The sequence below is a fragment of the Noviherbaspirillum denitrificans genome (assembly GCF_002211445.1).
GTDB lineage: Bacteria > Pseudomonadota > Gammaproteobacteria > Burkholderiales > Burkholderiaceae_D > Noviherbaspirillum > Noviherbaspirillum denitrificans.
This window is the reverse complement of sequence record NZ_LSTO01000001.1, coordinates 1,226,654-1,228,288: the sequence shown is the minus strand read 5'-3', so window position 1 is coordinate 1,228,288 and position 1,635 is coordinate 1,226,654. Positions and strand designations below refer to the sequence as shown.

Sequence of the window (1,635 nt, the reverse complement as noted above, 5' to 3'; positions counted from 1 at the left end):
GATCGTATTGCGCGACAGATTCGTGCGCCGTTCGATCTCTCGTATGGAGAGCTTCTCGCGGAAATGCATCCGCCTGATCTTGGCAAACATGCCCACTGTGATCACTCCTCGTCCTCCTGCCCATTTATTGAGCAGGCGATTGAATCACGTGGGTCAAATTTGGATGAAAACTACTGCGGAAAGTGGGTCAATTTTCAGTGAACGTCAACAATGTCTCGGCTCTGCGCAAATCCAAATGGCTGATCGAGACGGACCCGAGCGCCCGCTACCGGATTGCCAACGACGCCAGCAGCAATATGAACAAAGTCGATGCACCGCCGATATAGCCGATCCCCAGGGAGCGGTCGAAAGAGTCGGTAAAAGTCGTTCCGGCGGTCGTGGTCGCCACAATCACGAGCCAGAACAGGTAAGGGTGAAAGCACACGGCATGAATCTGGAACATCACGGCACCGGCGAGAACCGCCAGGAATATCGCGGTGCCAACAAGATAGCCTAGGTGCATCGACATCGTGACCATGTCGCCTGCCGTTTCCCCCAAGGTAGTAAGTAGCAGCAATCTTGATGATCCAGAACATCAGGGTCCCCTCGGGAACCTTTGCGTACGCTTCGCGTGTAGAACTATCCATCATCTTTCAGCTGGCATGTTAAGGGGGCCGCAGCGCTGTTCCGCAGGAAGGCCAACAGCGGCTTGCTGATCCATGAGACGACTAAACTGTGCCGCCATACCATCTGGCACGCAGTCTGGACAGCAGTTCCTTATTTGATCCCCAACGACACCGAGGCGATTGCCAAATTGCCATTCTGCTATCGCGATGGCACGCTCACGTCACGCATTTACTTGGTTTCAAGCCTTCTAACCAGCGATTCAGGCGAGCGGAATTGGCGCTTTGTCAGCTTATCTACAGGTTCGGCCCGCTACACACTAGTGCAGCCACGCCATGTCCATCGGCCAAATGCAGGGTCGTGATTTCAAAACCAGGGGGAGGAAGCCATGAATCTAAAGACATTGCTCGCATCGTGTGGAATCGTGACCATGATTTGCACAGGCACTGCGTGGGCTGGTGGTGGACCGTTTGGCATCGATTCGCGGCTGAACTACGACAACTCTGGCATCTGGAAACGCAGCAACCAGAAGGCATTGGTCGGGGTCATGATAGGCGGCGAGATCGCAGGCGCCCTATGGGAAGGGACTGACTCCCGCCTCGGAACGACCTTCTGGCAATCGGTGGATTCATCCATCATGGGCGGGGCAGGCTACGCCGTTCTCAACCTTACCACCCGCCGTTTGCGTCCAAGCCAGACGGATGATCCCAATCAATGGTTCCAGCACAATGGGCGCAGCTTCCCCAGCGGGGAAGTGACAGCCGTCAGCTCAATTGTCATGCCGTTCGTGCTCGAATACCGGGAAGACCACCCGGCGGTGTGGGCATTGGAACTGTTGCCGCTCTATGACGCGGTGGCCCGAATGAAAACGCGCGGTCATTGGCAATCTGACGTGGTTGCGGAATGGGCAATCGGCACAGCGACCGGCTACTATGCGCATTCGTTCAGGCTGCCATTTACCGCGGCAATATTGCCGCACGGACTCACTGTGGGGTGGCACAAGGAATTCTAGAAACCGTCCATTCGCGAGGA

At 55.9% G+C, this 1,635-nt stretch carries 2 protein-coding genes; one reads left to right on the top strand and one right to left on the bottom strand.

Going from position 1 to position 1,635, the window contains the following annotated elements; translation table 11 throughout:
- Nucleotides 1-265: 265 nt before the first annotated feature.
- Nucleotides 266-517, bottom strand: a complete 252-nt coding sequence (locus AYR66_RS06100) for a hypothetical protein (protein WP_420093089.1) — start codon at nt 515-517, stop codon at nt 266-268.
- A 474-nt stretch (nt 518-991) separates the two neighbouring features.
- Between AYR66_RS06100 and AYR66_RS06095 the strand changes: the two genes are divergently transcribed.
- Nucleotides 992-1,615 (top strand): phosphatase PAP2 family protein, encoded by a 624-nt coding sequence (locus tag AYR66_RS06095; RefSeq protein WP_088706785.1) that lies wholly within the window; start codon nt 992-994, stop codon nt 1,613-1,615.
- The last annotated feature ends 20 nt before the right edge of the window (nt 1,616-1,635 follow it).